Origin of the sequence: Nonomuraea sp. SBT364 (assembly GCF_001083785.1) — a bacterium.
GTDB lineage: Bacteria > Actinomycetota > Actinomycetes > Streptosporangiales > Streptosporangiaceae > Nonomuraea.
Genome location: NZ_LAVL01000310.1, coordinates 1 through 3,571 on the forward strand (window position 1 = coordinate 1; position 3,571 = coordinate 3,571).

General features: G+C 74.5%; 4 protein-coding genes. 3 read left to right on the top strand and 1 reads right to left on the bottom strand.

The annotated features are described in order from the left end of the window. The first annotated feature begins 194 nt into the window (after window positions 1-194). Both ADY59_RS46800 and ADY59_RS46805 read left to right on the top strand, forming a co-directional pair. A complete protein-coding gene (locus ADY59_RS46800; protein WP_049577692.1) occupies window positions 195-968 on the top strand; it encodes a hypothetical protein in 774 nt (257 codons plus the stop codon). A gap of 100 nt (window positions 969-1,068) precedes the next feature. Next, window positions 1,069-1,392: a VOC family protein gene (locus tag ADY59_RS46805; RefSeq protein WP_049577694.1), complete on the top strand. Its 324-nt coding sequence runs from the start codon at window positions 1,069-1,071 to the stop codon at window positions 1,390-1,392. On the opposite strand, the gene ADY59_RS46810 is transcribed toward ADY59_RS46805, so the two are convergent. Next, window positions 1,377-2,024 carry a PaaI family thioesterase gene (locus ADY59_RS46810; RefSeq protein WP_049577696.1) on the bottom strand — a complete coding sequence of 216 codons (648 nt, stop codon included), beginning with the start codon at window positions 2,022-2,024 and terminating at the stop codon, window positions 1,377-1,379. The genes ADY59_RS46805 and ADY59_RS46810 overlap by 16 nt on opposite strands. Before the next feature lie 302 nt (window positions 2,025-2,326). Here ADY59_RS46810 and ADY59_RS47930 point away from each other — a divergent pair. Next, a partial coding sequence (locus tag ADY59_RS47930; RefSeq protein ID WP_156326170.1) for a CHAP domain-containing protein occupies window positions 2,327-3,571 on the top strand: 1,245 nt, incomplete at its 3' end.

Here is a 3,571-nt window from a genome sequence, read left to right on the forward strand (position 1 = left end):
GTTCTCGATTCCGGGGACGAGCCCGCCCCCGGGCGGGCTCGTCCCCGGAATCGAGAACGGGCCCGTCATCCAGGGCCGGGGCGGACTCCGGGATCGCCGCCGGCCGTTCACGAGTGGCCGCCTGGCTGACATCCCGCCTCGGCCCAGCCCCCCACTCCCGCACCGGAGCCGGGCGGAGTGGGCGGGGGCCGGGGGTGCCGTCGCATCTGTGGCTGGCCGGGGCGACGGTGGTGGCGGTGGCGATCACGGTGCTGATGACCGAGGGCCAGGTGCCGCCGGGCGCCGTACTGCTGCCTCCGGCCGACACCCCGAGCGCGTCGGACCCGGCGGACTCCCCGAGCGGGCGGGACCCGGGAGCAACCCCGGACAGGCGGGAACCGGCCGGCACCCCGACGGCCCAGGAGGGCGGCACCGCGCCGACCGCCCGTGGCCGTACCACCCCCACGCCCGGGGAGCCGACGGCCACGGCCGGGCGGCCGTCGGCGGCCCCGACAGCCAATCCGACAGCCGCTCCGACCTCTAGGGGGCCGGCAGCGGGGCCGCCGTCGGTGCGGGAGGCGGGCATCCTCGCCTGGGACGGCTCGGCGGGCTCGGTACGGGTCCTGGCGGACGGCCCGGGCCCGGTACGCCTGCGGATCTCGTACATGAGGCGCGAGGACGGCGGCGAGGCCCGGGAGGTGGGCCGGGAGACGCGCACGCTCACGGGCCGCACCGAGTACACGGCCGCCGTCGGACGCGCCGCGGCGGCGGTGCCGTGCGGCCGCCGGGCGTACCTGGCGATCCTGGCGATGACGGAACCGGCCGCCGCCAACGGCCCGCAGGTCGGGGAGGTGGCCGTGGACGGCCCGCCCTGCCCGACGCACCGGGCCACCCCGACCGCCACCCCGACCGCGCCGGCCCTCTCGCCGGCACCCCGCACCCCTTCCGGCGACCAGCCGAGCCAGGGAGCGGTCCCGACCGTAGCTTGACGCCGCCGCGAGAGCGCGCACGTGGCAGGATGCGCGCCCGGGGCGGACGCCGGGATGCTGGGATGACGCGCACCGGCGAACGACCCGCAGGGAGGCCCGCGTGAGGCTCGGCAACGTGCTGATTCCCGTCACCGATCTGGACCAGGCGATCGCGTTCTACGGGCTGCCGGTGAAGTTCCGCGACGGCGACAGGTTCGCGGCGCTGGACGCGGGCGGGGTGACGATCGCGCTGGCCGGTCCGGCGGAGCATGTCACGGCCTCGGCGGCGCCCTCGTACCGGGTGGACGACGTGGCGCCGGTCGTGGCGGATCTGGCGGCGCGCGGCGCCGAGGTGGTGCGCGCGCCGGAGGCCGGGCCGCACGAGACCCGGGCGGTGCTGCGTGATCCGTCCGGCAACGTCTTCGTGCTCTATGCGCCGCTCTGAGCGGCGCCCCTGACCGGCAGGCCGTCGCGCGCCCAGGCGGCGGGGGTGACGAACATGCCGGCCGCCTCCACGAGCACCGTGCCGTCCGCCCCGGTGATGCGGCCGTCCGCCCAGTTCTTGCGGCCCGCCGAGCGCGTGTGCTCGGCCGTGGCCACGACCGGGGTGCCGTACGGGACCATCGCCCGGTAGGTCATGGAGAGCGAGACGGTCACGCCCGCGAAGCCGGCGGCGGCGTTGGCCTGGCCGAGCAGGTGGTCGAGCACCATGGCGCTGATCCCGCCGTGCACCCCGCCGGGCGGCCCCTCGTGCAGCGGCCGGAACGTCACCTCGGCCCGCACGCCCGCTCCGGTCCGCTCGACGACCAGAGGGAGGGCGAACGGGTTGCCCGCGCCGACGACGGCGTTGCCGAGGGCGCGCAGGCTGCCGTCGGGGGCGATCTCGTACGGGTGCGGGGTCGTGCCCGACGCGCCGCCGAGCCGCTCGGCCAGCGCTTCGAGCTCGCCTGCGACGGCGGCCAGCTCGTCCGGGGGTGCGCCGGTGGTGGCCACGGCGTCCATGAGGCGTCTGGTCCGCTCGGCCAGCTCGGTCAGCGCCTCAGCTCTGGCTCCGTCGGCGGCGGCCTCGATCGTCATGATGGGACACGCTACCGAATTCCGTTCGAATCCGGAACGACACGCCCGGTTCGGTAGATCTTTTGTGGTTTTATCACCTTTGTCGTGACACTTCCGTAACATAGCTGACCTGCGGATTCGGCCATGGGCAACGCATGACAGTGTCTTGACGCGTGCTTGACCTGCCATTACGTGCCGGTAGCCTCCTGCTGCACGGACGACAACAAGTCTCCGGTCAGTCACGAGCGTCCCAGGACACTCCTGGTACCCCTGGACGCCAGTGGCGAAACCGGCCCGGCTCGGAAGGGTTCCCCCGCACTTCCATGACGACCCCAGAGATGAAGAAGTTCATCGACCTTCTCGAGAGCCAGCTCGGCTACTCCGAGAAGGCCGGCGCGTACACCAAGTTCGGCGACTGGTACGGCGAGAACATCGAGTTCGACGCCGACTACACCGGCGCGCCCTGGTGCGACATGTTCCTCTCCTGGGCCGCGCACAAGCTCGGGTACGAGGAGTGGATGGGCCAGTTCGCCTGGACCGTGGCGCACGCCAAGTGGTTCAAGCGCCAGGACGCCTGGGGGACCAAGCCACAGCCGGGCGCGTTCGTCTTCTACGACTGGAGCGGCACCAACGACATCGACCGGATCGACCACGTGGGCGTCGTCACCCGGGTCGAGGGCGGCCGGATCTTCACCATCGAGGGCAACATCGACGGCGGCGTCGCCAAGCGCAAGGAACGTGACACCAGCAAGGTCGTCGGCTACGGATACCCGTGGAAGATCAAGGAACGGCTGGACGAGAAGGCCGAGCAGCGCGTCCTGAAGGAGGCGGGCACCCGCGCGGCCGAGGGCGGCACGTTCCGGTCGCCCGACCAGCTCTCGACGCTGATCCCCCGCGTCGAGGGCGAAGTGCAGGTCCCTCTCTCCCTCCCCGCCGACCCCGCCCCGGACGCCCGCACCGGCTCCCTGGAGAACCTGCGCGCCGCGGCCCCGGAGTCGTCCCGGCCGGAGTCCTCACGCAAGGAGCCCCGGACCGACTCCCAGACGCGGTCCGACTCCCCGGCGACGTCGGCCAAGCCGTCCGGGGACACCAAGGCGCCCACCGCCCCGCGAGCCCAGGCCGGGGCGCCGTCCGTCGACGGCAGGGCCGCCGCCTCGTCCGCGCCGAAGTCCGGCAAGCACGCCAAGCACTCGACGGCCGACACCCAGGCGGCCACCACCGGCCCGCTGCCCGCGATCGTGGACGCCTCCATCGCCACACCCGCCGCGCCCGCCGACTCCACCACGCTGGTCACCTCCGCCCTCGTGGCGGCGCTCGCGGTGCTGGCGATCGCCAAGACCAGGAGCCTGCGCCTGCGCCCGGCCGGCCGCGCCGCCGTGGCGGCCCCGGCCCCGGCCCCGGCCCCGGCATCGGCTCCTGCCCACCGCCGTCGCAAGCCCCGCAAGCGCGCCGTCCTCGCCCTGCGGCGCGAGGCCGTCGAACTGGCCGCGCCGCCCAGGCGGCTGCTGGACGCCGCCGAGCCCGTCAGCGCCCTGCGGTCCCTCCAGGACACCGCGACCCCGATCACC

Excerpts from the sequence above, each read along its gene's own strand:
- ADY59_RS46810 (WP_049577696.1), bottom strand. The coding sequence starts at position 2,024 with ATGACGATCGAGGCCGCCGCCGACGGAGCCAGAGCTGAGGCGCTGACC.